The sequence below is a fragment of the Priestia sp. JV24 genome (assembly GCF_025910025.1).
Lineage (GTDB): Bacteria > Bacillota > Bacilli > Bacillales > Bacillaceae_H > Priestia > Priestia megaterium.
Window position 1 is genome coordinate 142,191 of sequence record NZ_JAPCIN010000022.1, and the last position, 24,887, is coordinate 167,077.

Sequence of the window (24,887 nt, forward strand, 5' to 3'; positions counted from 1 at the left end):
TCTTAATAATCAAACTACGACTCATACATGGGGATGAGAAATGTTAGTCACGTTTTTTTACTCTAAAAGAAAACGCTTTCAGAGAAAAGAGGGAAAATAAAGGAGGTTGTTTGAATGCTAGCAATACTAGGTTTTACAATGATTATTGTCTTTACGTATCTCATTATGTCAAAAAGGATGTCTCCTATCGTAGCTTTAATGGTCATTCCACTTCTTTTTGCGGTGATTGGAGGTTTTGGCAAAGGCGTCGGAGACATGATGCTAGAAGGGTTAAAACAAGTAGCTCCGTCAGCTGCGATGCTGCTGTTCGCCATCTTATATTTCGGGGTTATGATTGATGCCGGACTGTTTGATCCATTAATTAAGCAGCTGTTAAAAATCGTAAAAGGCGATCCGCTTAAAATCGTCATCGGAACGGCTCTTCTATCGCTTTTAGTTGCACTAGACGGAGACGGTACAACCACTTATATGATTACGGTTTCTGCTCTTCTTCCACTTTATAAACGCCTGAATATGAGTCCGTTAGTGTTAACGACAGTTGCGATGCTTTCTCTTAGTATTATGAGCAGCATGACGCCTTGGGGAGGCCCGGCTACTCGTGCGATTGTCGCCCTTCACCTCGATGCATCTGAGTTCTTTATTCCACTTCTTCCAACGTTAATTGGCGGAGCTTTGTGGGTTGTCTTTACAGGCTATATTCTTGGAAAAAAAGAGCGCAGACGACTTGGTGCTATTGACATCGAGCAGTTTGAATTAAAAAGCTCGCTTGCGTTTGCTGAAGACGCATCTTTAACTTCTCAAGAAGATATTACACAGCCTAAAAAAATCTGGATTAACTTAGCTTTAACCATTGCACTCATGGTCGTATTGGTTTCTGGCATTTGGTCTGTTTCTGTTTTATTTATGATTGGTTTTGCGCTTGCTCTTATGATTAACTATCCAAAACTTGAGGATCAAAAAGAACGTTTAATGGCTCATGCAGGCAACGCACTAACTGTTGCAGCCCTTGTTTTTGCAGCCGGTATTTTTACAGGAATACTATCCGGCACTAAAATGGTTGACGAAATGGCAAGCCTGTTAATTCATTTAGTTCCTGATTCACTCGGTTCGTTTTTACCGACAATCGTTGCTTTAACAAGCATGCCGTTTACATTCGTGATGAGTAACGACGCTTATTACTTCGGTGTTTTACCAATATTCGCTGAAACAGCTGCTTCTTACGGAATTGATCCGATGGAAATTGCGCGAGCTTCAGTGCTCGGACAACCTGTTCATATGTTAAGTCCACTCGTCGCGTCTACTTTCTTACTTGTAGGTATGGTAGGTGTTGATCTTGGTGAACATCAGCGCTTTGCATTTAAATGGGCCATTTTAACATCTCTTGTTCTAATTGTCCTTGCTATTGTCACAGGGGCACTTACGCTATTTTAATAGGAATAAAAGCCGTTATGGCTCTTTATTAATAAATTGATAAATGATAGGTGGAGGTACTTCTAAAATGTATGTAATTACGTGTTATGTAAGAAAAGGTGAAATGAGAATGTACGAGTTTGATAGCAAAGAAGAAGCCCTTTCTCAGCTCAAAAACCTGAAAGGCTGCACCATTCTTTCAGAAGTTGTTTATTTTAATGATTCATCAGTTATTCCGGTAGCTATTTAATTATTCACCACTCAACCCTATAGGTACAAACTTGATAAGCTTCCTTTCGCTCAAAAGGAAGCTTCTTTTTTATGTTCTTCTGAGATTTCGGTCCCTTTTCTCTCCTCAACGTTTTGTTACGTCTGGTTCGTTTTGTTTCCTTGCTTCAATCATATCAATAATTTGATTTGTATGTGGAGTTAGCACAGCGCATTTTTGATAGAAAGCTCCGTCTACAACGAGCAGCTCTTCATCCATCCCGCAAAACTTGCAGCGGAGCTCTTGTGGTCCTGCGTAAGAGGTGTGATAAACACTATCGTTAAAGATGGTGTAAAAAGTATCTCTTTGCTGGGCATCGTAAAAGCTATATTGCTGGTTAGCGTCATCACGGTAGTTAACTCCATAGTTCCGGTCGAATTCTTCTTGAGTAAATCTATCCTGTAAAAGTTCATTTTGTACTAGTTCCCTTAAGCAATCCTCTATTTCCTCACCGTTAAATGAACAATCATGTACGTAAACTTCTGGTTCTTCGCTATTGTTCTCTTTTACCATCACTTCACTGCCGCAAACCTTACAGGGATGTTTGGGACTCTGTTGATCAAAGTAAGAGAGCGTTTGGACCTTTTCCACTGCTATTTCATCGCTCACCTTTTTAAACTTAATCATCACATTTTCTGTTTGACTGACGTTTTCGTTATACAACATCACTTCATATTCATCTATATTCTTTCCGTTTTCTTTTCGACTCATATGCTCCATTACTTCATACGAAGAAATAGTAAAAAACTCTTTAAAATTCACCACTAACATGCATCCTTTCAAAAAATTTACGTTCTCTATGTACCTGCTCTATACTACCATTTTTTCAAAGGCTCGCACCACTAAACGAACTTCTTTTAGGTTCGCGTATCCTTTTCTTATCTGGCATACATAACACTAACCCTTTTATAAGGAGGATTTCATGAATATGTATATAATCATCAGCATTGGCGTTGTTGCCAGCGCATTTTTATTTCGGAAATATCGAAAGCAAGTTGTTGAAATATATACAATCAGGGAATTTATTCACGCTAAAAACGGCGCGGGCGCTACAAGTTCCATGTGGCTTGAAAAGTTTTTTAAAGAACCTTACGCTACCGGACCAAACTATGAAAAAACAGAGGATGACGTTAGCGAGGATGGAGATGGGGATGGCGGAGAATAAATAAAAGAAAAAAACCTGTTGTGAGAACAGGTTTTTCTTATTAATCATCGCTTCCTAAAATACCGAAAAAGCGAAGCAAGTTGATGAATAGATTAATAAAGTCTAAATAAAGAGATAGTGCCAGCAGTGGAACAAGCTCTTCCGTGATTTCACCGTGCTTCATTTTATTAAAATCATACAGCACGTAAAGTGAAAAAACGATGGTACCAATCACTGAGAATGCCATGAGTCCAGGCGTTGTTAAGGGACTAAACAGCGAGAAAATGCTGATACAGACTAGTGCTAACAGCGCTACTAATAAAAAGCTGCCTAAAAACCCTAAATCTTTTTTCGTTTTTGCCCCAATCACACCCATCACAGTAAAAATAACGAACGTGCTTCCAAACGCATAAAGCACAACTTGCGCCCCCGCTACTGATGCATAGTAGCTAACAATCGGAAACAGCGTGATGCCTGATATAAATGAAAACGCGTATGTAAAACCGTATCCTACGCTTTTTTTCTTTCGTAACATAAATGCCGCAACCAGCATCACAAGTTCAGCAATCGCTAACGGAATAAAATAAGCCGGCGGCACATATTGACCTACGTATAAGCCAACTGTTGAAATAAATAACGAAAAAACAAATGTTACTAATACTTTTTGAAACAGAGACCGCTGCTCTACTCCAATCACTTCTTGCATGTGTAAAACCTTCTTTCTGAAATCTGTTATATTTTATATAATACCTACCTTTTTAAGAAAAATAAAGATAATACTAAGGTCTTTTTTCTTACTTCTATAGAAAGAAAGCATAGACGCTGCCGTCTATGCTTCCTTGGTGTCTCTTTATTTTGGCAACAGAATACCGTCAATAATTCCATAAGTCTTTGCTTCTTCAGCACTCATAAAATAATCTCGTTCCGTATCGTTTGCCACTTTTTCAACCGGCTGTCCCGTTCGTGTTGATATGATTTCATTAATATGCTGCTTCAATTTTAAAATTCGGCGGGCGCTAATTTCAATTTCAGTCGCCTGCCCTCTAGCCCCTCCTAGCGGCTGATGAATCATAACTTCACTATTTGGAAGCGCATAGCGCTTTCCTTTTGCTCCTGCTAGGAGAAGCAGTGCGCCAAAAGAAGCGGCCATGCCCGTGCAAATCGTTTGAACATCCGGCTCGATATACTGCATCGTATCATAAATCGCAAACCCTGCTGAAGTGGAACCTCCGGGGCTGTTAATATAAAGTGAAATATCTTTTTTAGGATCATCTGCCGCAAGAAACAGCAGCTGCGCAACCACGCTGTTGGCAATATGATCATTGATTTCATCACCAATTAAAATAATTCGGTCTTTTAACAGCCTCGAATAAATATCATACGAACGTTCACCGCGGTTGCTTTGTTCAATTACATATGGAATCGTACTCATATATATCCTCCTTATCACACGTAATATGGCTATGCAGCCATGCAGAGAGTGCACTTCGGAGTATACGTTGGTTTTTGAATGACGCTTTTTAAGGAAGGCAAAGCATGAATCAAAAGTGCTGGGTCCTGCGCTTCTAACGTTTTATAAAACAGTTCTGACAGCTCATTACGCTCTTTTTCATCCCAAAAAGAATCTGTAGAAAACGGCTCACCGTCTTTTTCTAACCGCTGCTTAGCACGATGTAAATTGCTTTTTACCGCTGTTTCTGACGTTTGTAAAATCAACGCTATTTCTTTTAGCTGATAGCGAAAGCCTTCTTTTAAGAAAAAGATATCTGCTTGCTTTGGCGTAAACTGACTAAGGAGCAGCTCGACCGAGTGTCCTTTCATATCAAACGCCCGCTTGCCGTCTTGTTGGTCCAAACCTTCTTCTGCGGCTATTACTTCACGCTTTCGTTTTCTCAGCAGATCAATCCAGTGGTGATACGCAATTTTATTTAACAGCGCGGAAGACAACTTGTGCTCTTCACCTTTATATCGCTGAGCTTTTAAAAACGTTTCTTGGGCAATATCGTCTCCGTCCCACGCATTTTGCGCTAAAAAGCGGCAGTACTGCTGCAATTTTGGGTAATGCTCGTTCCAGCATGCATCGTCAAAGCTTTTTGTTTGTGTTTCGATTTTTTTTGAATGTGACATGATTTTCACTCCTTTTGCACTCTCTATTTACTAAACGATTAAAGGAAGTTCAAAAGATACGGGGAATCAAACTTTTTTACACATTATACGCTTAAGCAGCTATTTTTTTGTATTATAATGAAGATACTTTTATCTGAGGAGTGTAAAATAATATGCGAAGAAGAAAACTATACGGCAAGAAGAAAACGAACAAACTTCACTATAAAGACTTAACCTGTGAACACCCTCAGCCTGCTTTGCCTATGAGCTATACAAGTGAAGCTCCTTTTTACTATTATGACGCGTCAGACGATGAAAGACAAAACGACTTTGAACTATATTCAGAGATTTGTATCATGAATCAAGAACATTTTTTCGTAAGAGGCTGTGTTGAAATTCCTGTTTTTAATGAAGAAGAATTTTTCACTTGGAACATATGGGTTTCTTTAAGCGAAGAAAATTTCCGCCGAATGATCGATTTATGGGAAAGTGACAAAAGAGAAAAGGAACCGCCTTATTTCGGCTGGTTTTCAGTTTCAATTCCAGGCTATCCCGAAACGTTAAATTTAAAAACAAATGTGCATACACGATCTGTTGGAACAAGACCGCTCATCGAGTTAGAGCCAACCGATCACCCTTTAGCCGTCGAGCAGCGGGAAGGGATAACGCTAGAGCGAATCAAAGACATACAAAAACAATTGACTACCTATTAAAAAACCAAGACAGCCCCAGACTGTCTTGGTTTTTACCTTTATGGCATGCGCTTGGCTCCGTAGTATTTAGGCGCCCAGTAGCTGTCTACTTTATAGTTTGTAATTTTCACGCCCTCAGATGTGGACACGTGAACGACATAGTCATTTCCAATATAGATAGATGGAATAAGTGAACTTCCTTCAAAAAAGACGAGATCTCCCGGCTTCAAGTCAGATTGTGAAATGGTTTCTCCTGCATTCCACTGCTGACTCGCATAGCGCGGAATGTCTTTTCCAGCTGCTTCTTTATAAATGTATTGAACAAAACCAGCCGTATCAAAGCCTGTAGAAGGACTTGTCCCACCTTGTGCATAAGGTACTTCTCCTACATATTTAAGAGATTCGGTCACAAATGGGTTGTCTTTTGATAGCGATAAGTCATCGTAGCGCCTTGCTCCTGCGTACTTAGACGTCCAGTAGCTGCTTGTCAGGTAATCCATCGTCACATTTTCGCTGCGCTTGGCATGAATAAACTGATTGCCGCCTGCGTAGATACCGACGTGTGAAATCCCTTCACGATACGTGTCTTTAAAAAAGATAACGTCTCCTGCCTTTAAATCTGCGCGAGCAACTTCTTCTCCAACTTGCCACTGCTGATCGGTTGATCTCGGAAGGTAGACGTCCGATGCGTGTTGAAATACATATGCAACAAATGCGGAACAATCAAAACCGTCCGTTGGCGACTCGCCTCCAAATACATATGGTGTGCCGAGATGTTTTAGCGCTTCTGCAATAACTTCATTATCTTTTGCAATTTCCGGTGCTCCTGTAATTCGCTTTGCTTTGGCAAAATGTGATGACCAATAGGCGCTGCTTGAAATGTTTTTCACCACGACTTTTCCGTCTGAAGAAGATGCATAAATCATCTCATCGTCTCCGATATAAATAGCGGCTACGTTCACTTCACCGTTTTCATTGGTGTCAAAAAATAATACATCGCCCGCTTGCAGCTCGTTTTTATCGACGTCTGTTCCAAGCTCTGACTGTTCTTTCACGGAACGAGGCAGCTTTGTATCGAGCGCTTGTTTAAACACATATTGAACGAAGCCAGAGCTGTCAAACCCTTCGCTTAGCGTCTCTCCTCCAGACGTATAATCCGCTCCTTCATACGTTTTTGCTTTGTCAGCAATCACGTTTTCATCTGTAGCAGCCTGTACTTGCACAGCTTTTTCTGCAGGAAAAGCGCCTTCATAAAAAGTGGCAAGACTAAGCCCTAACGCTGTGACCATAAGAGGTTTCATTACTTTCATATTTGTTCTCCTTTGTTTTTTATTTCATCCAAGAAGTTTTATATGTAAATGGTTCCCCTGTTAAAGTATGGTGCAGATGGATAGGAATTGGCTAGTACCTTTTGACTTAAATATGCTTCCCTTCCAAAGTCCTGTAAAAAATCCAGAAAAAAACTCGGCGCATATTACGCCGAGCTTTTTTATTTCATGCCCACCTGGATATTTGCTGCTTTTTGTTTTTGACGTAAATTTGCAATCCACTTGTAGTAAAGTGTAATCAAAAGAACAAAAATACCAAGTGCAAAGTACAGTTTTGAATATCCTAAAGCACCTGCTGCAATTCCTAATACAAATGAACCAACCGCAATACCGCTATCATAAAACGTAAAGAATGTAGCAGTTGCATATGCGCTTCGGTGAGCAGGCGCCGCTTGAATCGCAAGCGTTTGGAAGCTAGGAAGCAGCGTTCCGTAGCCTAGACCTACTAACGCACCTGAAAACAGCAGCATCCAAGAAGAATGTGTAAGGCTTAAACTAAATAGACCAATCGCAAAGACAATACACGATGGAATAATCACAATGTTTGGGCCAGATTTATCAAATAATCTTCCTGTAAACGGTCGTGAGATCAGCATCGCAGCTGCGAATACGACAAAGAAAAAGCTTGCTGTTTTAATCAATCCAAGCGACTGTGCGTACACAGAAATAAAAGAAATAATGCTTGCATACGAAAAAGAAACGAGAATACCTACAGATGAAATCGGCATGGATTTCTTTTCAAACAAATCGCTCAGTGAAAATGATTTCTTCACTGACGGAGCAGCGTTTTCTTGAAGATTTTTGACCATCATTCCGCACAGCCAGCCAACGAGCATAATCACGCCAAATACAAGGAAAATAATATTGTATGCCATGTATTGATGAAGCGTTAGGGCTAAAAATGGCCCTGCAACAACGGCTAAGTTCATTGACATTCCGAAGTAGCCAAGCCCTTCTCCTCGTCGTTTAGCGGGAACTAAATCCGCTGCAATCGCTCCGGTGACAGTTGTTGCTAAGCTGAATGAAATCCCTTGAAAGAAGCGCAGTAATAAAAGCACGTTAAAATCGTGGATGAACATATATAAGAAGGAAGAAAGCGCAAAAATGAGGGTACTAAATACAAGCGTTTTTTTCTTTCCAATGTTTTCAATGACTTTCCCTGAAAATGGTCTAACAATAATCGCAGATAATAAAAAGATGGTAACAACAAGCCCTGCCTGCGTACTCGTGCCTTCTAAGGCGTCTAATACATAAATCGGCAGCAGCGTTAGCAATGCATAAAACACGACAAAAATAAAAAAGTTGGTAATCGCAATGCTGATAAAGCTTTTAGTCCAGATTGGCTCCTGCTGGTTTGTCATTCATTTCACCCTTTTCTGTAGATTTACAAATTTTCTTTAATAACGAGATAAGCTGATCTTGTTCGCTGTCGGATAAAGCAATCAGCAAATTTTCTTCTAAACGTTCAATTTCTTGCTGAATTTCCGGAAGCTTTTTCTTCGCTTGAGGAGATAAATAAACGATGCGCTCTCGTTTATCACTGCCTGCTTTTCGAACGATCCATCCGCTTTTTTCAAGCCTTGTTAACGTGCGGGTAACCGTTGGCGCTTCGACATTTAAATACTGCCAAATCTCCGTTTGCGTCATCGAGCCGAATCGCTTTAAACAAAATAATATTGAATACTGTGAGCTGTATAGCCCGTACGCTTTTAACACTTCATTTACTTCTTTAATAGACAATCTCGACTTTTGATGAAGCTCATGAAACACCAAGTTATTCACTTTTCCCTACCTCACCTTTCATTTTATTTACCTAGGTAACTAATTGTTCTTTTATTAGTATATGTGCTGCTCCTTGATGTGTAAAGGTGGCAAAAAAGGGCGAAAATCAGCTGTTTTCTCTTACTTTCTACTAATGATTTACGCTTTCACTTCTGTTTTCTTATTCTTTTGTATCACGAAACTTTTTGTATATATTTACATGCACCTGCAAACTCTGTTAAAGAAGACGAAACAATATGCGGGAGGCTGGTATATGTTTTCACTGCGCGGCGATGCTCATAAAGTCTACCTTAAACTGAAAAAAGCAGCTCATCAAAACCAAAACGCAGAAGAAATTGATGAATTAGCGGAAATGGAAGAAATCCGGCAGCTTTACCTTACGCTCGAAAGCGCTACTTTGCGAAAAGTGTATTACCGAATGACCAAAGAAAAAAACGGCTCCGGCGTCATTCCCATCCTTGTTTCTGCTTTGCCTTGGCTCTTTTTTTTATTTTCGCAGCGGCTGCAGCAATTTTTATTTAAAGACGGCAGCTGGCTTTGGATTATTTTTGTGGTGCTGTACGTTTTTATGCTCATTCCAAGCGTGTTTCTTCATTTCCGTGAACAATCGTGGGCTTCTGTTCATATTGAAATTATTCAAGACATTTTAAAAGACCGTGAAAAAGAGCCGAAACCCCTTTGAGGCCCGGCTGTTTTTTACCTATTATGAAATAGCTTGTCTGCTTTCTACGTCTCGACCTAACTTTCTTTTGATACGCTGCAGCGCGTTGTCAATTGACTTGACGTGCGTATTTAATTCTTTCGAAATTTCAGCGTATGAATGGCCGTCCATATACAGCGTCAATGCTTTTCTTTCCAATTCACTAAGTGTTTCCGCAATTTTCAACTCGCGGTCTTCCACTTTTTCTTGATGAATCAGCACCGCTTCCGGATTAGCAATTTGATCGCCAGGAATCATATCCATCAGCGTATAATTTGATTCTTCATCATACAGAGGCTTGTCCAATGAAATGTACGAATTTAACGGACCGTGCTTTTGACGAGTAGCCGTTTTAATTGCCGTAATGATTTGTCTTGTGATACATAACTCCGCAAACCCTTTAAAAGATGTTAGCTTGTCTTCATTAAAGTCGCGAATTGCTTTGTACAGTCCAATCATTCCTTCTTGGACAATATCTTCTTTTTCAGCACCAATCAAAAAGTATTTTCTTGCTTTACCCCTCACAAGATTTTGATACTTGTTGATTAAATACTCCAATGATTTTTCATCTCCGCTGTGAACCATTTCAACCAAAACATGATCTTCTAACATAGCATAATTTTGAACTTTTTCAATTACGATGCCTACGCTCACTCATATCCCCCCGTTACACTTAGTTGAGTTTTGATGTGTTCTAAACTGATGCATGATCTACTTGTTACGACGCTACTGCAATACGGTCCAGAAACGTAAAAAGCGTACAGGTAAACTGTCGCTTTTCTCTCTCACTTTATGCTCCCCTGCATCTTTCTATAATCTATTATAAAGAAGTATAACCGATAAAAATCAAAAAGGTTGTCGAAATATGAAAGTGTTTGCAAAAAAAATCAATTTTTATAGAAAATTCACACAAATCACTTTATTATTTCATATAGTGACAGCAATCTGTCAAAAAAGCAATAAAAAAATAATTCCATATTAAATAAACTTACTCAAGCAGAGTAAGTCGAAATTGCAGATTATACTGCGCATATAGGATTAGTTGCCTTCCGGCTTATCAGCATTTTTTGTTCCCTTGCTTTTATAAGGCTTTGCATTTTTCTTCTTTTTTGCACTCGCCTGCCAGCGGTTCCACCCTTTTTTACCGGTGCCTCGCCCTGTGCCGCCTTTACCTTTTGCTTTACTCATACGTATTCCTCCGTTACCTGCGTGTTTGTTACAATAAAAAAAGACCCCGTCCAAAGTCGGAGTCTTTTTTGGATTGCATAAAATTATGCTTTTACAACGTTAGCAGCTTGTGCACCGCGTTGACCTTGCTCGATGTCGAAAGTCACTTTTTGACCTTCGTCTAAAGATTTGAATCCGTCGCCTTGAATTGCGCTGAAATGTACGAATACATCTTCTCCGCCTTCAATTTCGATGAAACCGAAACCTTTTTCTGCATTAAACCATTTTACTGTACCTTCAGTCATACTATTTCCTCCAGTGGTGGAATTAATCCACGCATATATTACTACCCTTGCTCAATCGTACTATTTCCAGACAAAAATTTCTATTGAAGAATATTTCTCTTCTTTCAATTTCATACCGAACAAAAATAATTAACCTTAGTGTAACATATCAATTTAGAAATAGCAAGTTTCTGTTCTAAGACAGGCTTTATCCTAATTATGTATCTGCTAAGAGCCTACAGGGCAGCTTTGAGGCTACCAACATTTCTGAATTGTGATGCGGCAGAAGGTTTTTATATTGAGCTAAACTTATCTTCTGCACAAATGCACAAAAAATCTTTTATTTCATCAATTTGTTTTCTGCTCATTCCAAAGCCTTGTAATGGAAACGTTCTTCTTTTCGAGATCGATTTGATATATATCTGGATTTGTTAAACGCGACCATTCATTAAACCCAAACTTCGGATCAAAATATCTGAGGATTAATGTCATCATATTGCCGTGCGTAACAAACAGAGTCGTTTTCTGTTTTTCATTCATTACTTCTTTAAACAGCTCTAAAGCACGTACCGTGGCTTCTTTCGTCGATTCTCCTCCGTCTACCTTGAAGTCTATGTCATCAAAAGTTCTTTTCAATACTTCTATCCAGTTGAAAAGAGGCTGTCCGCTTAAACGCCTTTCTTCTAGCCTTGTATCTATATGAAGAGGGAGACCAGTATCTTTTGCATAAGGTTCAATTGTTTGAACGGCTCGTTTGTACGGACTTGAAATAATTTTATCAATGGGATAACTCAGCTTGTTCAAATAACCTATTAACTGCTGGGCCTGCTGTATGCCTTGTTCCGTCAATGATGCTTTTGCTTCTTGCCCTTCTGCTTCACAATGCCTAACTAATAACAAAGTTTTCATTCATCTTCCCTCCACGCACAGAAAAATAGCCATTAATTACAAAATAAGATAATAATAGTATATAATGATACGTGATTTATAGCTAAGGAGGAACCACATGATTCGTGAACGATCACTTTTAATAAAAGGACTCACCTTTTTACTAGCTGTTTTTATTTTAAACATCCCTTTTCCTAACTCAACGCCGCTCAGTCATTCTGTCTTTTCTTTTTTAGGTCTTCCCCTCTATGGAGATGAAGAAACAAGGACGGGAATTCAATATGCTAGCAATGCGTGGGGAATCATACTTTTACTTGGTCTTTTTGCCCTTTACAAAAGTTTAAATCGTCATCGTTTAAAACTAACGATGTTAGCTGCATTTATTGTCATATCAGGTCCTGGTCATATGGTTGAAGCGATGCAAAAGACCGTATTACCAGGTATGTATGCCGTTTCTTACGATGTGGAAAACAGCAATTGTACATACAAGAGAAATAAAAAAGAAACCGTATTAACGGGCACCTGTGACCTTTCATTTGAAAATCACAGCTCAAAACCTATTACGTTTGAAGTAGCACTGGATGAACGCTCCTATTTTAAAGAAGATTCCCCTTTTTTACTTATGATGAATAAGCCTAGGCTTCATACTGTTACGTTGGAACCAAAGACGTATCAAACTGTCGAAATCACTTCATCTGTCAAAGCAGCAGATTTCCCTTCTAAAGTCTTTATGAGTGAAGTAAACGGTTTTCATGTAAACATTTATCAAAACGGGAAAAAGCGTTATTTATAAGCATAGAAAAAGCCCTTATAGGGCTTTTTAAATGAGTGAATTACCAGCCAAAGCCTCCGCCGTAGCAGCTGCAGCCGATGATCACTAATAAAATAAATAATACAACTAATAAAGCAAAACCAGATCCATGACCATATCCAGCGTTTCCAGACATACGAACACTTCCTTTTCTTTAGTTACTCTTTCCTCAAGAAAAATGCAGCTTGCATTTCGCTTGAGTTGGATTATCTTATGCCTGAACACGCCCTTTTGACTCTGGTTTTTTCTTTTTTCTTTTTCCTTCTTGCCATGCACCTCATCAATAAAAGAAGAAAACGGCCTAAGAAAAGCGCTGACTTCGCTTCTCCTCCTCTGTTCAAAAGAGATTAAATCAATCCAATCTAAAGACGAACAAATAAGATGCATGAGCTGAAACCTACGTTCACCATTCCAATAAAAAATCCGAACGCGTTACATTCATCGTTCGGATCTTCTTCTTAAACTAAAATGCTTTTCAGCCTCTCTTACAAAATCATTTATTTCACTAGCTTACGTCTTTCGGAAGACCGTACTTCCGTACGCTTACCGATACCTAATACATAGTAGCTCAGCACAACAATAGCTAAAAAGATAATGCCTACAATCAGCGATATGCGCGTTTCATCATTAAACCACATGCCTACAAGCACCATAAGTAAAAACGCGATGGTTACGTAGTTCGTCACAGGAGCAAAAGGCATTTTAAACGGATGTTGGTCCATCGCCGCTCCTTTTGCTTTTCGAAAACGAATTTGACTGATAAGAATTACAAACCACGGAATCATCCCTGGAAGCACGCTCGCACTGTACACGTACACGAAAACGTTTGGCGGTGCAATATAATTTAAGACAACGCCCGCCGCTAAGCCGATCATCACCGCAACGGTACTATAAATAGGCACACCGTTTCGAGAAACCTTTGTAAAAAAGGCCGGAGCCTGACCGTTTACACCTAGCGTGTAAAGCATACGTCCCGCACTGAAAATTCCGCTGTTGCACCCAGACATTGCCGCTGTGATGACAACAAAGTTAATAATGCCCGCCGCTGCTGCAATTCCTACTTTAGCAAACGTAGAAACAAACGGACTGCCGAGTGAATCCAGCTCGTTCCACGGATACACCGTTACAATCACAAAGATGGCGCCAATATAAAAAATTAAAATACGCCAAATTAAGCTTTGAATTGCACTTGTTAACGTTTTTTTAGGATCTTTTGCTTCTCCTGCTGTAATTCCAATAAGCTCTACTCCTTGATAAGCAGCAATAACAAGCGACAAGGCAAAGAAAAAGCCTGACCATCCGCCTGTAAAGAAACCGCCGTTTGCCCACAAATTCGACAGGCCAAGCGCTTCGCCGCCGTTTCCAAGACCGAAGAAAATAAGGCCAAGACCGGCAATAATCATGAGAACAATCGTAACAATTTTAATCATTGCAAACCAAAATTCAAACTCTCCAAACGATTTCACCGAAATTAAATTGGCCCCACCAAGAATGACCATGGCGACAATTCCCGGAACCCACGCCGGTAAATGCGGGAACCAGTACTGCATATAAGCTCCGACTGCAATAATCTCTGCCATGCCCACAATCACCCATTGAAACCAGTTGCTCCAAGCCGTGATATAACCAGCTAACGGATGAATATATTTATGACCGAATGTCGCAAACGAACCCGTACTTGGCTCTAAGTAAAGCATTTCCCCCATTGCACGCATAATAAAGAAAATAAAAACGCCGCAAATAGCATACGCAAGCAGGACGGATGGCCCCGTCCATTTAATGGTGCTTGCTGAACCCATGAATAACCCTACCCCAATCGTTCCTCCAAGAGCAATCATTTGGATATGACGAGATTCAAGCCCTCTTTTTAACTCTTTGTTTGCCAATTTACTTCCCCCTAGCCCCTCGTGATGATTTTCTCTTCTATTAAGAAATTCTTTTATTCCCCTGTCCTGATAGGGAACTATCATCTTTTTTCTTTTTCGTAAAGAAGTACGAACATACCACAAATACAGCAATCAGCAGCGTGAGATAAAACTGAGTGCGAAGTGAATCAATAAATGCCATCGCAATAAAGATACTTGTGATCGCCGCAATCGTTCCATACGTTAAATAAGGAAACAGCCACATTCTGATTTTTAATGCTTCCGGCTTTTCTTTTTCGTATTTCTTTCTCATGCGAAGCTGTGAAAAAGCAATAACAAGGTACACAAGAAGCGCTACGCCTCCCGATGCGTTTACTAAAAATAAAAAGATTTTATCAGGTGAAAGATAGTTAAAACCAACGCTGATGTAAGAAATCACGGTACATCCTACAATGGCATTAAACGGAATGCCTTTTTTATTCACTTTCAAAAACATGCGCGGCGCGTCTCCTTTTTGCGCCATTGAGTAAAGCATACGAGAACTCGTGTATAGACCTGAATTTAAGCAAGACAAAACAGCAGTCAGTACGATAAAGTTCATAATTTGAGCCGCTGCCGGAACGTTTACCAGCTCTAATATCGAAACAAACGGACTTTTCATCAAGCTTGAAGAATCCCACGGAAGAATAGTCACTAAGATTAAAATGGACCCAAGATAAAAAATTAAAATACGATAAATAACGGTATTTGTTGCGATGGTGATCGCTCGCTCAGGCTGAGCCGATTCTCCAGCGGCTGTTGCGACAATTTCTGTCCCCATAAAAGAAAACATGACAATCGCCACTCCTAAAAAGACGGAGCTGATTCCATTTGGAAGAAATCCTCCTCTATGAAGAAGATTTGATGCTCCCGGAGACTCTACTCCCGGTATTAAACCGAGGATGATCGCTCCTCCTAAAAGTAAAAACAGCACTAAACTAACTACTTTAATAAGCGAAAACCAGTATTCAAATTCACCAAATGATTTAACAGAGTATAAGTTCGTTAACGTTAGTAAAAACGTCAGGATCAGACTCACGCCCCAAGACGGTAAAGACGGAAACCAATATTGAATAATCGTTGAACCCGCAATCGCTTCAACTGCAATAACAATTACCCAGAAAAACCAGTACAGCCAGCCGATTGTGTAGCCGGCCCACGGCCCAAGTGCTTCTCTGGCATATGTGGCGAACGAGCCGCTTGAAGGATTAGCCGTAGACATTTCCCCCAGCATTCGCATAACTAAAATCACCAGCAAACCGGCAAACGCGTACGAAAAAATGGAACCAGGACCCGCTGCGTTAATGAGCGATCCACTTCCAATGAACAAACCGGCACCAATGATTCCTCCTAAAGAAATCATGGTTATGTGTCGAATTTTTAATTCTTTTTTTAACTCAGGCGGTTGATGACTCATGTTAAAATCCTCCTTATAGGAACCGTCATTTAAAGAATTACACGTTCTTCGCATCGCGCGTTAAATATGTAAGCCCTTACAATAATATGGACAAATAACTGCTGTTTTTCTACCCTCCTTCTATCTGTACATTCAAATGAAGCCTTCACTTGACGAAAAAGATAGCTTCATTCGACAAAAATTACTTTTCGAATTATATGATAATTTATATTGAACAACTTTGTCTATTGTTTTTTTGAAAGGAAGATCATTTTAATTTACTACCGATAAACTCTTTCCCCTATCGTAATTCTTTACTTCAAAACATCTTTTCTTATACTTTACCGACACTCCTTTCTTTTCGTTTTGTTCAAAATCACTATAAAAACCATAGCTTCATTGTACATTTAAACAAAAGTGTATATTTTTAAATTTTTTTGAACATTTTTGTTAAAAAACTATGTACAAAACGATAATAAGGTGATTATAATACAGGTATAGGGTGTTGGAATATTAATTATGTTGCAAATTTTCTAAAAAAAGGGGTAATGAAAATGAACACAATGAATATCAACGAAATCAAACAATACAAACACGAGCCTTTTACAGACTTTACGATTGCACAAAACAAAGATGCATTTGAATCTGCATTAGAACTTGTACAATCAGAGCTTGGCAAGGACTATCCTCTTGTAATTGGCGGAGAATTAATTACAACAGAAGATCAAATTCAGTCCATTAACCCAGCAAATAAAACAGAAGTTATCGGCCGCGTGTCAAAAGCAGATCAAGACTTGGCTGAAAAAGCAATGCAGGCAGCACTTTCTACCTTTAATACGTGGAAAAAAGAAGCGCCGGAAGCACGAGCAGATATTCTTTTCCGCGCAGCGGACATTATTCGCCGCCGCAAGCATGAATTTTCAGCTTACCTTGTGAAAGAAGCCGGAAAACCGTGGAAAGAAGCAGATGCTGATACAGCAGAAGCAATTGACTTCCTTGAATACTACGCTCGCCAAATGGTGCAGCTAAAAGACGGTGCGCCTGTGGAGAGCCGCGACGGTGAAGAAAATAAATTTAACTACATTCCGCTTGGTGTCGGCGTTATTATTTCACCTTTTAACTTCCCGTTAGCAATCATGGCGGGAACAGCAGCAGCAGCAATCGTAGCAGGAAATACGGTTCTATTAAAACCTGCTAACAACACACCGGTTATCGCAGCAAAATTTGTAGAAGTAATGAAAGAAGCTGGCCTTCCAGACGGCGTACTGAACTACGTGCCGGGAAGCGGAAGCGAAATTGGCGACTATTTAGTAGATCACCCAAAAACACGCTTCGTTTCATTTACAGGTTCGCGTGAAGTAGGCTGCCGCATCTATGAACGCGCGGCAAAAGTACAGCCTGGTCAAATCTGGCTAAAACGCGTTATTGCTGAAATGGGCGGTAAAGATACGGTCGTTGTAGATAAAGATGCTGATTTAGATTTAGCTGCTTCTTCTATTGTGTATTCAGCATTTGGCTTCTCTGGACAAAAGTGTTCAGCAGGCTCTCGTGCAGTTGTTCACCAAGACGTATACGATATCGTTCTTGAAAAAGCAGTTGAGCTGACAAAAACATTAACAATGGGAAGTCCTGAAGATGTGAACACGTATATGGGACCTGTTATTGACCAGGCTTCTTTCAACAAAATTACAAAGTACATTGAAATCGGTAAAGAAGAAGGCCGTTTAATGACGGGCGGAGAAGCAGATGATTCAAAAGGCTACTTCATTCAGCCTACGATTATTGCAGATGTAGATGAAAAAGCACGTTTAATGCAAGAAGAAATCTTCGGCCCAGTCGTAGCATTCTGCAAAGCGCGCGACTTCGATCATATGATGGAAATTGCTAATAATACAGACTACGGTTTAACAGGTGCCCTTCTTTCAAATACGCCTGAGCACATCGAACGGGCAAAAGAAGAGTTCCACGTCGGAAACCTTTACTTCAACCGCGGTTGTACAGGTGCCATCGTTGGGTACCAGCCGTTTGGCGGATTTAACATGTCAGGAACAGATTCAAAAGCTGGCGGTCCTGATTACTTGATTCTGCACCTGCAAGCAAAAACAACAAGCACGACGCTTTAATACTCAGTAGAGCAGCCTTAGGCTGCTCTATCTTAAAACAACAAGGGATTTTTTCTATAGGGGGAGATATTTATGTTAGCAGAGGTATCTAAAAATGTGTTTCTTCACGCTTCCCAAAATAAAGCGCTAAACAAAGCGGCGAAAAAATGGGGTCTTCGCTTTGGTGCAGCTCAAGTGGTAGCTGGCGACACGATTGAACATGCGATCAAAAAAGTACGGGAACTGAATGAAAAAGGACTTGTTTGTACGCTTGATCATTTAGGGGAATTTGTTTCAAGCAAAGAAGAGGCTATCGAAGCGACTCAATATAATGTCAGAACGCTGGAAGCTATGGGGCAAGCCGGTGTAACGTGCAACTTATCTGTCAAAATGACGCAGCTCGGTTTAGATATTGACCGCAGTTTTTGCGTTGAGAACATGCGCCGCATTCTTGAAACAGCGAAAAAATACGATAACTTCGTCCGAATCGACATGGAAGACTACGCTCACTGTCAAATGACGCTGGATATTTTACGAGAGCTTCGCGAGACGTTTGATAATGTTGGAACGGTTATTCAAGCTTACCTGTTCCGCGCTGAACAAGACGTAAAAGAGCTAAAAGGCATTCCTCTTCGATTGGTAAAAGGCGCGTATCAAGAATCACCAACCGTGGCGTTTCAAGACAAAGCCCAAATTGACGAAAACTATATGCGAATCATTGAAGAACATTTGCTCAGCGGAACATACACGGCTATTGCATCTCACGACCACAATATTATTGCAAAAGTAAAAGAGTTCGCTCACAAAAACAACATCCCGCGCACGCAGTTTGAATTTCAAATGCTGTACGGATTCCGCACAGACATGCAGCTTAGCCTTGCAAAAGAAGGCTATACAATGCGCGTATACGTTCCATTTGGCAACGACTGGTTTGGCTACTTTATGCGCCGCTTAGCGGAAAGACCGCAAAACGTCGCATTTGCTTTAAAAGGATTCTTTTCTAAATAAGCAGGCATTTAGTAAGTTTCTTAATGAAAACGCTATCATTTCTTTGTGCCCTTTGTAGATGCTTCTGCAAAGGGATTTTTTATACGATTTCTCTTCCCTTTCAGTATGTATTAAGGTAAAATAAAAATACGAACAAACGTTCTTTTTATTTCAAACAAAAAGGAGAGTACATATGAATCCTCTATCAAAATTAGAACTGCCTCCTAAGCTAGAACCTTACCGAAAAGAAATCGAAAAAACATGTAAGCCTTACATCCACATCAATACGGTTATGAACAGTCCAAAATTATATGAAAGCAAGTTTGGCGGCAACCCTTACCTTCCTCTAGAAGCAAATCATCCTCTTGATTCTCAAGGTAAGCCGATGCTCCTGATGGCACAAATCAATTTTTCTGAAGTACCTTCCTATGAAAATATGCCCATTCAAGGCATGCTTCAATTTTTCATTTGCGGAGCTAATAACGAAAGCACGGGCGATATGTACGGTCTTGATTTTGACCATCCTACGGCTCAAAAAGACTTTCGCGTCGTTTTTTATGAAGACGTAACCACAGATAAAAAAAAGCTAACAACCGATTTTACGTATCTTGAAGACATTGACCGGGATATGTTCCCTATTCCTCAAGAAGTAGGCTTACAGTTTGAAATAAAAATCGAACCCGCTTCCCCCACTGACTATCGATATAATGATATAGAATCAGATTTATTTGAAGATGAAGAAACTGAAGAAATCTACTGGGATGAGCTTACGGGCGAGTATCATAAAATGGGCGGATACGCTTTTTTCACTCAAAGCGATCCTCGAGACTACGATGAAGCGCTGCGAGCATACGATGTTCTGCTTCTTCAATTCGCCATGGACGACGAAGCGGATATTATGTTTGGTGATGCGGGTGTGGCCAATTTCTTTATTAAAGAAAAAGACCTTCGCAACCGTAACTTTAGAGATGTTTTATACAACTGGGACTGCTGTTAACAAAACGCCCTCTTAGAAAAGTATCTAAGAGGGCGTTTTTCCACATTATTATTATTTACTACTCAGCCTGTTTTTTCGTCTCTTGCAGCATTCAGCGTTTCTTTAAACTGCTGTAGCGCTTTTGCATCTGCAAATGTGCTTGTAGGAATAACGTATCCGCTCATTGCGCTAACAAGAATAAAGATATGTTCATCGGTTTCTCTAATTTGAGTGATGCTTGACCAAGGAGTCTTCACTTCTCCTTTTGAGCTTTTCTCTACCAAGCCATCTTCCGTAACCATCATAGTATGCTTACCCGTCAGACTGCTGTTATCTCCTTCATTTATTACCTTTACAATGTTCTTTTTAATACTTCCGTAAAAGTACTTCGGATAAAATAGAAACCACAGCACCGCAAGCAGTGCAAACGCTGCGAACATGCTAAGTAAAAATTCTCCTTCAACCCACGAAACAAGCAAAGGAATAAGAAGAAAAATAAGCGACATCCATCGCTGAACTCTCAGCACTTTTTGTACTCTTTCCGAATATTGAGCGTGATGCATGTTAAAGGCTACGTAATCATCTTTAGTTAACGTATAGTGATATTCCATATTAATCTCCAATTCTCTTAAATAACAACAAAATAAAATATACTTCATTTGGTGTTATATGTATATAAAATAATAAGTTTTTCTTATGAAAAGCATCATCTTTTTGTCATTTATTTACAGTGATACATCACGTAAACTTAACTAGTACTCTACTATTTAAGGAGGAATGTTTATGACTTTTACACTGACGCATATTGATCATGTTCAGCTAGCTGCACCACCGAATTCAGAAAGCGAAGCACGACACTTTTTCGGAACCGTTCTTGGCTTAACAGAAGTCGAAAAACCCGAAAGTCTAAAAAAGCGCGGCGGCATGTGGTTTGAATTTGGTTCTTATCAGCTGCATATTGGTGTTGAACCTGCCTTTTCACCCGCAAAAAAAGCGCATCCAGGCTTTCACGTCAAAAACCTCCCTGCGTTCAAAGATCATCTGGCTAGCTTCGGTATTTCTTTTATAGAAGACAAAAACATTACCGGCGTCGAAAGAATTTACGTGGATGATCCTTTTGGCAACCGAATGGAGTTCTTAGAGAAAGTGAACCTCCCTTTTTCTAACTGAATGTTCGACAAAACAAGAGCTCTTATTTAAAAGCTCTTGTTTTCTTTTGGTCCTTCTTTTTGCTTTTCTTTCCACAGCATGTATAGCAACATCCCCAGCACACAAAATGCCACGCTAAAAATTGTTAAAGGAAATAAAAATGTATTAATAAAATGATGATAAATCCATGAGTCGTTCATCTAACCAGCTCCAATACGCACCGTTTTTTCACAGTATGCCCTAATATAAGCTTTTTTATGTTGTGTTAAATATCATGGTTTCTATCATATTTCTATTTCTTTTTAATAGAGTAAATAGTAGATACATAACATTCTCCTCTTAGAGTTCTCATCCGCTGATTTCAAAATTTTATTAGAGGAGGTTTACTCTATGAAAAATAAGTTTACTGAAAAGCCTAAAAAGCTTTTTTGGATCCTTTCTTATAAATCATTAATTATCGCTATACTATTTGTTCTTTTAACATCAGCCGCTATTTTTACCGTCACGTATTCAACTCTTCAGCATACGCTGCGCTCAAACGTTGTCTATCAAGCACTATCAAATTATAAAGCCCAAAGCTTGTTCTACTTCATGCATACGGAAAACCATCATTTCTCTCATGCCTTTGAAGAAGACTTCTCCCCGCCTCCTCTCTCTTCTGTCGCCCTGCAGCTGGCGACGAATATTCGCGTGGCAGATACAAGAAGTCTATTTGGATCAGAACTGCCCGGCTTTTCTATTTTTGATTCTCATATTCTATTAGCCGGTGAAGGAACGGATTATACCACGATTCCCCATGAATCGGCTCCTCCTCTCGAAAGCATTTCAGGCGAGCGTGATTTGGATCCTGCTGAAAGCAAAACGTACGAAGAAAGCAAAAAACAGTCTCAAGTACAGGCCAAGCAAAGTACGGGAGACAGAAAAGTTGTGTACATCTACCACACGCACAGCTGGGAATCTTATTTCCCTTTACTTGGTATGCAAGGTGAAGCGAATGAAAATAAAGCCGTTGATAACAAAACCAACATTACGCTCGTTGGTCAAATGCTAGGAATGGAATTAAAAGCAGACGGAATCGGTTCGGAAGTAGATACAACTAATATGACGCAAAAGCTGAATGAAAAAGGCTGGGGTACAGGACGAGCCTATATGATGTCTCGCAGCGTCGTGGAAACGGCTCTTCAGCAAAACAAAGACGTCGATTATTTAATCGATATTCATCGTGATTCACTGCGCCAAGAAAAAACAACGGCTGCTATTAACGGCAAATCGTACGCTAAAATGATGATTGTATTAGGTGAAGCGAATCCGAAATTTGATGAAAACGTGAAAATGGCCAAAGCGATCCATGAAAAACTAGAGGAAAAATATCCAGGTCTTAGCCGCGGAGTATTAAGCAAAAAGAAAACAAGCGGCAATAACGGGCTATATAATCAAGACTTATCCGACCGCTCCATTTTAATTGAAGTAGGGGGCGTCGATAACAATATGGAAGAACTCACAAATACCGTCAAAGCTTTTTCTGATGTGTTCAGCGAGTATTACTGGCAAGCTGAAAAAGTGAATGCGCAGTAAACAAAAACTAGCTACCCCAGGTAGCTAGTTTTTGTTTTTATGAGAGTCACGCTTCTCCTCTTTTTCACACGCAAAGCACACCAGCTTCCCTTCAACAACCACACCGTTTAAAAATCCCTCTAAACAGTACACGTTCTTTTGACATACTGTGCAGATTCCAACGTACTCTTTCACAAATTCCTCACTCCTTCCATACGATTAAAAACCATAAAAAAAGCTCTATTAAAGAGCTTCTTTCTGTACATAGGATTTTCCTTCATTTCAACAAACGGCTCATTTCCTCGGGAGAAAGCGGCTTATCGAATAGATAGCCTTGACCGATATGACAGCCTTGCTCCGTCACAAACTGCAGCTGTTCTTCGTTTTCGATTCCTTCTGCAGTTAGATCAAAGTTAAGTTTCTTTCCCATTTGAATAATCGTTTCCACGAGCACTTTTCCAACTTCGTCTAAGTCGTCAATAAATGATTTATCAATTTTTAACGTATTAATCGGCAAGTGTTTGAGATAGCTAAGGGATGAATAGCACGTTCCGAAATCATCCATCGCCACTTTTACGCCTAGACTCCGCAGACGGTTTAACACTTTTTTTGATTCTTGACTGTTTTGAATAACGCTTTCAGTGATTTCAAGTTCCAGAAAGCGCGGCTCAAGGCCCGTTCTTTTCAAAATTTGTTCCATCTCCGCTACGAATCGTGAGGACTTCAGCTGAATAGGTGATACGTTCACTCCTATTTTACTCGCTAGTGAATTCAGCTCCGTCCATGCTTTCATCTGCTTACACGCTTCTTCTAACACCCACTTGCCAACCGGCACAATTAGACCCACTTCTTCTAAAATAGGCAAAAATTCATTTGGATAGACGGTACTAAACTTTGCGCTATTCCAGCGAATAAGCGCTTCTGCCCCTATGACATCAGACGTTTTCAAATCGATTAACGGCTGATAAACGAGCTGAAACTCATCTCTTTCTAGCGCATACTTTAACTCATTCTCCATGCTGATTGTTTTAATTATTCGTTCATTAGATGAAGACGAACTCATTTCATATGTGTTTCGTCCATTCCGTTTTGCTACATACATCGCAATATCTGCTTGCTTGATCAGCCGGTCGATTAGTTCATCTGCGTCTTTTGGAATAATATGCTGCTGACATTCCTTTGAAAATAGGCTGATGCCAACGCTTGTAGAGGTTAACACTTTATCACCGTCTATATAAAAAGGAAGCGCCATTTCTTTTACAATCTGTTCGGTCATTTCTTCAATTTCCTCAACAGTTTTTAGTGAATGCAGCACTAAAATGAACTCATCGCCCCCGTGCCTCGAGATAAAATCAGAGGAAGGAATACATTTTCTTAACCTTTCTGCTACGCGCCTCAGCAGCACATCGCCGTGATGATGGCCATGCATATCATTTATTGATTTAAAGCGGTCTAAATCCAAAAATAAAATGGCCAGCAGTTCAGGAGATTCTCGATTTAGAAGCAGTTTTTTCAGCTGCTTGTTTAACCAGTAGCGATTAGGCAAATTGGTTAACGGATCATAATAAGCCATTTGCTTAATTTTCTCTTCATATGCTTTTCGTTTTGTAATATCATTGCGAATCGATACGTACTGATACGGCTTACCCCGCTCATCTAAAAAAGGAACAATGGTTGTATCCACCCAGTAGGACGAACCGTCTTTTGCCTTATTTTTTATTTCTCCGTGCCATACCTTACCGGACCTGATCGTGCTCCATAACTCTTTAAAAAACAAGCTTGAATGATGTTTCGAATTAATAATACGATGATCCTGACCGAGAAGCTCATGTCTTTCGTACTTAGAAATTTCACAGAATTTATCGTTCACGTGATTGATGAATCCGCGACTATCCGTAATTGCTACAATCGATGATTCATTTAACGCAAGTTCAATATCATTTAGTTTTTTCAGCGCTTCTTTAAATTTATATTCAAAATGCCTATTTTCCATAGCCTATACACCTTTATCAAAATTTTAACGATAAAACAAAACCCATGACGAAATGATAGAGAGGAATCGTGAATAATGAATACAAATTAACCAGTAACGGACAACGGATTGGTTTGTCTGATTACCTTACATTATTAAAATAACAAACGTAGGATCGCTGTTTTCCTCTTTTCACCTTCAGAAACTTCTTACAAGAAGTTCGTAAAAAATTGATAGATTGTTTCGTTTATCCATGTCTTTTATTAC

Annotated in this window: 29 protein-coding genes; 11 read left to right on the forward strand and 18 right to left on the reverse strand. The window is 39.8% G+C overall.

Features of this window, described 5'->3' with window-relative positions:
* Window positions 1-114: 114 nt before the first annotated feature.
* Together OK414_RS19915 and OK414_RS19920 are read left to right on the forward strand one after the other, a co-directional pair.
* A complete protein-coding gene (locus tag OK414_RS19915) occupies window positions 115-1,431 on the forward strand; it encodes a CitMHS family transporter (RefSeq protein ID WP_263044969.1) in 1,317 nt (438 codons plus the stop codon).
* 67 nt (window positions 1,432-1,498) lie between these two features.
* A complete protein-coding gene (locus OK414_RS19920; RefSeq protein ID WP_016765121.1) occupies window positions 1,499-1,660 on the forward strand; it encodes a hypothetical protein in 162 nt (53 codons plus the stop codon).
* A 105-nt stretch (window positions 1,661-1,765) separates the two neighbouring features.
* Here the strand turns inward: OK414_RS19920 and OK414_RS19925 are convergent, their stop codons facing one another.
* A complete protein-coding gene (locus OK414_RS19925; RefSeq protein ID WP_211186124.1) occupies window positions 1,766-2,449 on the reverse strand; it encodes a hypothetical protein in 684 nt (227 codons plus the stop codon).
* Between the two features lie 151 nt (window positions 2,450-2,600).
* Between OK414_RS19925 and OK414_RS19930 the strand changes: the two genes are divergently transcribed.
* A complete protein-coding gene (locus OK414_RS19930; RefSeq protein WP_216874547.1) occupies window positions 2,601-2,843 on the forward strand; it encodes a hypothetical protein in 243 nt (80 codons plus the stop codon).
* A gap of 40 nt (window positions 2,844-2,883) precedes the next feature.
* Here OK414_RS19930 and OK414_RS19935 read toward each other — a convergent pair whose 3' ends face one another.
* The 3 genes from OK414_RS19935 to OK414_RS19945 form a co-directional block, all read right to left on the reverse strand.
* A complete protein-coding gene (locus OK414_RS19935) occupies window positions 2,884-3,528 on the reverse strand; it encodes a Bax inhibitor-1 family protein (RefSeq protein ID WP_263044970.1) in 645 nt (214 codons plus the stop codon).
* Window positions 3,529-3,672: 144 nt separating this feature from the next.
* Window positions 3,673-4,254: an ATP-dependent Clp endopeptidase proteolytic subunit ClpP gene (clpP, locus tag OK414_RS19940; protein ID WP_013084484.1), complete on the reverse strand. Its 582-nt coding sequence runs from the start codon at window positions 4,252-4,254 to the stop codon at window positions 3,673-3,675.
* Window positions 4,255-4,283: 29 nt separating this feature from the next.
* Window positions 4,284-4,949, reverse strand: coding sequence for a sigma-70 family RNA polymerase sigma factor (locus OK414_RS19945; RefSeq protein WP_263044971.1), 666 nt, complete (start codon window positions 4,947-4,949; stop codon window positions 4,284-4,286).
* A gap of 152 nt (window positions 4,950-5,101) precedes the next feature.
* On the opposite strand from OK414_RS19945, the gene OK414_RS19950 reads away from it, so the two are divergent.
* Window positions 5,102-5,641, forward strand: a complete 540-nt coding sequence (locus OK414_RS19950) for a DUF2199 domain-containing protein (protein WP_263044972.1) — start codon at window positions 5,102-5,104, stop codon at window positions 5,639-5,641.
* Window positions 5,642-5,679: 38 nt separating this feature from the next.
* Here OK414_RS19950 and OK414_RS19955 read toward each other — a convergent pair whose 3' ends face one another.
* The 3 genes from OK414_RS19955 to OK414_RS19965 all read right to left on the reverse strand — a co-directional run bounded on the left by OK414_RS19955 (window position 5,680) and on the right by OK414_RS19965 (window position 8,730).
* A complete protein-coding gene (locus tag OK414_RS19955; protein WP_205661810.1) occupies window positions 5,680-6,930 on the reverse strand; it encodes a C40 family peptidase in 1,251 nt (416 codons plus the stop codon).
* A 179-nt stretch (window positions 6,931-7,109) separates the two neighbouring features.
* Window positions 7,110-8,309 carry an MFS transporter gene (locus OK414_RS19960; protein ID WP_034649694.1) on the reverse strand — a complete coding sequence of 400 codons (1,200 nt, stop codon included), beginning with the start codon at window positions 8,307-8,309 and terminating at the stop codon, window positions 7,110-7,112.
* Window positions 8,278-8,730, reverse strand: coding sequence for a MarR family winged helix-turn-helix transcriptional regulator (locus OK414_RS19965; RefSeq protein WP_034649691.1), 453 nt, complete (start codon window positions 8,728-8,730; stop codon window positions 8,278-8,280). Before OK414_RS19965 ends, OK414_RS19960 begins: the two co-directional genes overlap by 32 nt.
* A 253-nt stretch (window positions 8,731-8,983) precedes the next feature.
* Between OK414_RS19965 and OK414_RS19970 the strand changes: the two genes are divergently transcribed.
* Window positions 8,984-9,412 carry a hypothetical protein gene (locus OK414_RS19970; RefSeq protein WP_034649688.1) on the forward strand — a complete coding sequence of 143 codons (429 nt, stop codon included), beginning with the start codon at window positions 8,984-8,986 and terminating at the stop codon, window positions 9,410-9,412.
* A 21-nt stretch (window positions 9,413-9,433) separates the two neighbouring features.
* Here OK414_RS19970 and sigH read toward each other — a convergent pair whose 3' ends face one another.
* The 4 genes from sigH to OK414_RS19990 all read right to left on the reverse strand — a co-directional run bounded on the left by sigH (window position 9,434) and on the right by OK414_RS19990 (window position 11,790).
* Window positions 9,434-10,084, reverse strand: a complete 651-nt coding sequence (gene sigH / locus OK414_RS19975) for an RNA polymerase sporulation sigma factor SigH (protein WP_013058500.1) — start codon at window positions 10,082-10,084, stop codon at window positions 9,434-9,436.
* A gap of 384 nt (window positions 10,085-10,468) precedes the next feature.
* Window positions 10,469-10,624, reverse strand: a complete 156-nt coding sequence (locus OK414_RS19980) for a DUF3934 family protein (RefSeq protein ID WP_162837669.1) — start codon at window positions 10,622-10,624, stop codon at window positions 10,469-10,471.
* Window positions 10,625-10,701: 77 nt separating this feature from the next.
* A complete protein-coding gene (locus tag OK414_RS19985; protein ID WP_013058502.1) occupies window positions 10,702-10,902 on the reverse strand; it encodes a cold-shock protein in 201 nt (66 codons plus the stop codon).
* A 327-nt stretch (window positions 10,903-11,229) separates the two neighbouring features.
* Complete coding sequence (locus OK414_RS19990; protein ID WP_016765131.1) at window positions 11,230-11,790, reverse strand: histidine phosphatase family protein; 561 nt, start codon at window positions 11,788-11,790, stop codon at window positions 11,230-11,232.
* Window positions 11,791-11,887: 97 nt separating this feature from the next.
* Between OK414_RS19990 and OK414_RS19995 the strand changes: the two genes are divergently transcribed.
* Window positions 11,888-12,562 carry a hypothetical protein gene (locus OK414_RS19995; RefSeq protein WP_205661811.1) on the forward strand — a complete coding sequence of 225 codons (675 nt, stop codon included), beginning with the start codon at window positions 11,888-11,890 and terminating at the stop codon, window positions 12,560-12,562.
* A gap of 40 nt (window positions 12,563-12,602) precedes the next feature.
* On the opposite strand, the gene OK414_RS20000 is transcribed toward OK414_RS19995, so the two are convergent.
* From OK414_RS20000 to OK414_RS20010, 3 genes are all read right to left on the reverse strand, one after another.
* Window positions 12,603-12,716, reverse strand: a complete 114-nt coding sequence (locus OK414_RS20000; protein ID WP_013058504.1) for a YjcZ family sporulation protein — start codon at window positions 12,714-12,716, stop codon at window positions 12,603-12,605.
* A 361-nt stretch (window positions 12,717-13,077) separates the two neighbouring features.
* A complete protein-coding gene (locus tag OK414_RS20005) occupies window positions 13,078-14,466 on the reverse strand; it encodes an amino acid permease (RefSeq protein WP_095378595.1) in 1,389 nt (462 codons plus the stop codon).
* A 40-nt stretch (window positions 14,467-14,506) separates the two neighbouring features.
* Window positions 14,507-15,901: an amino acid permease gene (locus OK414_RS20010; RefSeq protein ID WP_013084495.1), complete on the reverse strand. Its 1,395-nt coding sequence runs from the start codon at window positions 15,899-15,901 to the stop codon at window positions 14,507-14,509.
* A 533-nt stretch (window positions 15,902-16,434) separates the two neighbouring features.
* On the opposite strand from OK414_RS20010, the gene pruA reads away from it, so the two are divergent.
* The 3 genes from pruA to OK414_RS20025 all read left to right on the forward strand — a co-directional run bounded on the left by pruA (window position 16,435) and on the right by OK414_RS20025 (window position 19,966).
* A complete protein-coding gene (pruA, locus tag OK414_RS20015; protein WP_016765135.1) occupies window positions 16,435-18,003 on the forward strand; it encodes an L-glutamate gamma-semialdehyde dehydrogenase in 1,569 nt (522 codons plus the stop codon).
* 72 nt (window positions 18,004-18,075) lie between these two features.
* Window positions 18,076-18,990: a proline dehydrogenase family protein gene (locus tag OK414_RS20020; RefSeq protein ID WP_047930632.1), complete on the forward strand. Its 915-nt coding sequence runs from the start codon at window positions 18,076-18,078 to the stop codon at window positions 18,988-18,990.
* A 172-nt stretch (window positions 18,991-19,162) separates the two neighbouring features.
* Window positions 19,163-19,966, forward strand: coding sequence for a YwqG family protein (locus OK414_RS20025; protein ID WP_263044973.1), 804 nt, complete (start codon window positions 19,163-19,165; stop codon window positions 19,964-19,966).
* A 62-nt stretch (window positions 19,967-20,028) separates the two neighbouring features.
* Here the strand turns inward: OK414_RS20025 and OK414_RS20030 are convergent, their stop codons facing one another.
* The gene (locus tag OK414_RS20030; RefSeq protein ID WP_263044974.1) at window positions 20,029-20,556 is read right to left on the reverse strand and encodes a YcxB family protein; all 528 of its coding nucleotides are present in this window, start codon (window positions 20,554-20,556) and stop codon (window positions 20,029-20,031) included.
* 172 nt (window positions 20,557-20,728) lie between these two features.
* On the opposite strand from OK414_RS20030, the gene OK414_RS20035 reads away from it, so the two are divergent.
* Window positions 20,729-21,115 carry a VOC family protein gene (locus tag OK414_RS20035; protein ID WP_016765139.1) on the forward strand — a complete coding sequence of 129 codons (387 nt, stop codon included), beginning with the start codon at window positions 20,729-20,731 and terminating at the stop codon, window positions 21,113-21,115.
* A gap of 26 nt (window positions 21,116-21,141) precedes the next feature.
* Here the strand turns inward: OK414_RS20035 and OK414_RS20040 are convergent, their stop codons facing one another.
* Window positions 21,142-21,294 carry a hypothetical protein gene (locus OK414_RS20040; protein ID WP_263044975.1) on the reverse strand — a complete coding sequence of 51 codons (153 nt, stop codon included), beginning with the start codon at window positions 21,292-21,294 and terminating at the stop codon, window positions 21,142-21,144.
* A gap of 190 nt (window positions 21,295-21,484) precedes the next feature.
* On the opposite strand from OK414_RS20040, the gene spoIIP reads away from it, so the two are divergent.
* Entirely contained in the window at window positions 21,485-22,669 is a 1,185-nt protein-coding gene (spoIIP, locus tag OK414_RS20045) for a stage II sporulation protein P (RefSeq protein WP_034649672.1), read from the forward strand.
* A gap of 24 nt (window positions 22,670-22,693) precedes the next feature.
* Here the strand turns inward: spoIIP and OK414_RS20050 are convergent, their stop codons facing one another.
* Entirely contained in the window at window positions 22,694-22,843 is a 150-nt protein-coding gene (locus OK414_RS20050) for a hypothetical protein (RefSeq protein ID WP_016765142.1), read from the reverse strand.
* 82 nt (window positions 22,844-22,925) lie between these two features.
* Window positions 22,926-24,641 carry a putative bifunctional diguanylate cyclase/phosphodiesterase gene (locus OK414_RS20055; protein ID WP_263044976.1) on the reverse strand — a complete coding sequence of 572 codons (1,716 nt, stop codon included), beginning with the start codon at window positions 24,639-24,641 and terminating at the stop codon, window positions 22,926-22,928.
* Window positions 24,642-24,887: the final 246 nt, after the last annotated feature.

What these genes read in the sequence shown, in the direction of transcription:
- OK414_RS20025 (WP_263044973.1), top strand. Translation starts at nt 19,163, where the DNA reads ATGAATCCTCTATCAAAATTAGAACTGCCTCCTAAGCTAGAACCTTAC.
- OK414_RS20020 (WP_047930632.1), top strand. Translation starts at nt 18,076, where the DNA reads ATGTTAGCAGAGGTATCTAAAAATGTGTTTCTTCACGCTTCCCAAAAT.
- OK414_RS19985 (WP_013058502.1), bottom strand. Translation starts at nt 10,902, where the DNA reads ATGACTGAAGGTACAGTAAAATGGTTTAATGCAGAAAAAGGTTTCGGT.
- OK414_RS19935 (WP_263044970.1), bottom strand. Translation starts at nt 3,528, where the DNA reads ATGCAAGAAGTGATTGGAGTAGAGCAGCGGTCTCTGTTTCAAAAAGTA.
- spoIIP (WP_034649672.1), top strand. Translation starts at nt 21,485, where the DNA reads ATGAAAAATAAGTTTACTGAAAAGCCTAAAAAGCTTTTTTGGATCCTT.
- OK414_RS19925 (WP_211186124.1), bottom strand. Translation starts at nt 2,449, where the DNA reads ATGTTAGTGGTGAATTTTAAAGAGTTTTTTACTATTTCTTCGTATGAA.
- OK414_RS19960 (WP_034649694.1), bottom strand. Translation starts at nt 8,309, where the DNA reads ATGACAAACCAGCAGGAGCCAATCTGGACTAAAAGCTTTATCAGCATT.
- pruA (WP_016765135.1), top strand. Translation starts at nt 16,435, where the DNA reads ATGAACACAATGAATATCAACGAAATCAAACAATACAAACACGAGCCT.
- clpP (WP_013084484.1), bottom strand. Translation starts at nt 4,254, where the DNA reads ATGAGTACGATTCCATATGTAATTGAACAAAGCAACCGCGGTGAACGT.
- OK414_RS19920 (WP_016765121.1), top strand. Translation starts at nt 1,499, where the DNA reads ATGTATGTAATTACGTGTTATGTAAGAAAAGGTGAAATGAGAATGTAC.
- OK414_RS19945 (WP_263044971.1), bottom strand. Translation starts at nt 4,949, where the DNA reads ATGTCACATTCAAAAAAAATCGAAACACAAACAAAAAGCTTTGACGAT.
- OK414_RS19950 (WP_263044972.1), top strand. Translation starts at nt 5,102, where the DNA reads ATGCGAAGAAGAAAACTATACGGCAAGAAGAAAACGAACAAACTTCAC.
- OK414_RS19930 (WP_216874547.1), top strand. Translation starts at nt 2,601, where the DNA reads ATGAATATGTATATAATCATCAGCATTGGCGTTGTTGCCAGCGCATTT.
- OK414_RS20010 (WP_013084495.1), bottom strand. Translation starts at nt 15,901, where the DNA reads ATGAGTCATCAACCGCCTGAGTTAAAAAAAGAATTAAAAATTCGACAC.
- OK414_RS20040 (WP_263044975.1), bottom strand. Translation starts at nt 21,294, where the DNA reads ATGAACGACTCATGGATTTATCATCATTTTATTAATACATTTTTATTT.
- OK414_RS20030 (WP_263044974.1), bottom strand. Translation starts at nt 20,556, where the DNA reads ATGGAATATCACTATACGTTAACTAAAGATGATTACGTAGCCTTTAAC.
- OK414_RS19955 (WP_205661810.1), bottom strand. Translation starts at nt 6,930, where the DNA reads ATGAAAGTAATGAAACCTCTTATGGTCACAGCGTTAGGGCTTAGTCTT.
- OK414_RS20035 (WP_016765139.1), top strand. Translation starts at nt 20,729, where the DNA reads ATGACTTTTACACTGACGCATATTGATCATGTTCAGCTAGCTGCACCA.
- OK414_RS19990 (WP_016765131.1), bottom strand. Translation starts at nt 11,790, where the DNA reads ATGAAAACTTTGTTATTAGTTAGGCATTGTGAAGCAGAAGGGCAAGAA.
- OK414_RS19915 (WP_263044969.1), top strand. Translation starts at nt 115, where the DNA reads ATGCTAGCAATACTAGGTTTTACAATGATTATTGTCTTTACGTATCTC.
- OK414_RS19995 (WP_205661811.1), top strand. Translation starts at nt 11,888, where the DNA reads ATGATTCGTGAACGATCACTTTTAATAAAAGGACTCACCTTTTTACTA.
- OK414_RS19970 (WP_034649688.1), top strand. Translation starts at nt 8,984, where the DNA reads ATGTTTTCACTGCGCGGCGATGCTCATAAAGTCTACCTTAAACTGAAA.
- OK414_RS20055 (WP_263044976.1), bottom strand. Translation starts at nt 24,641, where the DNA reads ATGGAAAATAGGCATTTTGAATATAAATTTAAAGAAGCGCTGAAAAAA.
- OK414_RS20000 (WP_013058504.1), bottom strand. Translation starts at nt 12,716, where the DNA reads ATGTCTGGAAACGCTGGATATGGTCATGGATCTGGTTTTGCTTTATTA.